Source organism: Staphylococcus croceilyticus, assembly GCF_002902575.1.
Classification (GTDB): domain Bacteria; phylum Bacillota; class Bacilli; order Staphylococcales; family Staphylococcaceae; genus Staphylococcus; species Staphylococcus croceilyticus.
Window position 1 is genome coordinate 1 of record NZ_PPRD01000116.1, and the last position, 731, is coordinate 731.

Genomic DNA, 731 nt, shown 5'->3' on the forward strand with positions numbered 1-731 from the left:
CTAAAAAAGTCTGATTTCCTCTTTGTCGCTTAATCTAATTATAATTAAATAATTTTTTTATTTATCAACCGATGTTTGCGTAGAACCCTTTTAAAAATAAAACGCTCGAATGTTTGCGGACATTCGAGCGTTTTCTATATTTCGGAATTATACTAAATATGATTTTAACATCCAATTGTGTTTATCTACTGATGTTTGCATACCAATAAACATATCTTCAGATACATCATCGCCAGCGTCACCAGCAACTTGAATAGCTGTTTCTAATTGTTTTGAAATGTTTGTTAAATCTTTTGAGAATTCTTCAACCATTTCTTCAGCTTTATAGCCTTTTCCAGCTTCTTCAACAATTGAAAGCTCTAAACTTTCTTTTAATGTACCAACTGGGTTACCACCAATTGCTAAAATACGTTCAGCTAAATCATCTACATATTGACTAGCTTCGTTATATAATTCTTCAAACTTAGCATGTAATGAGAAGAAATTAGGTCCTTTTACATACCAGTGGAAGTTATGCAATTTAGTATAAGCTACTGTCCAGTTAGCAACTTGTTGGTTTAGTTCTTTTACTACATCTTGTTGAGCCATTGAAATCTCTCCTTTAATATATAATTGTTCTCTCTATTTCAATAAACATTATATTATAATAATTCTAATCTGTAAACAGAAATGTCTATTTTTATTTATAATAATTATAATTTAAGGTATAGATTTTTAGTGATATATAAGCG

Annotated in this window: 1 protein-coding gene; it reads right to left on the bottom strand. The window is 29.1% G+C overall.

Features of this window, described 5'->3' with window-relative positions; genetic code table 11:
- Nucleotides 1–147 precede the first annotated feature (147 nt).
- The gene (locus CD128_RS11050; RefSeq protein WP_103329942.1) at nt 148–588 is read right to left on the bottom strand and encodes a Dps family protein; all 441 of its coding nucleotides are present in this window, start codon (nt 586–588) and stop codon (nt 148–150) included.
- Between the last annotated feature and the right edge of the window lie 143 nt (nt 589–731).

What these genes read in the sequence shown, in the direction of transcription:
- CD128_RS11050 (WP_103329942.1), bottom strand. Translation starts at nt 588, where the DNA reads ATGGCTCAACAAGATGTAGTAAAAGAACTAAACCAACAAGTTGCTAAC.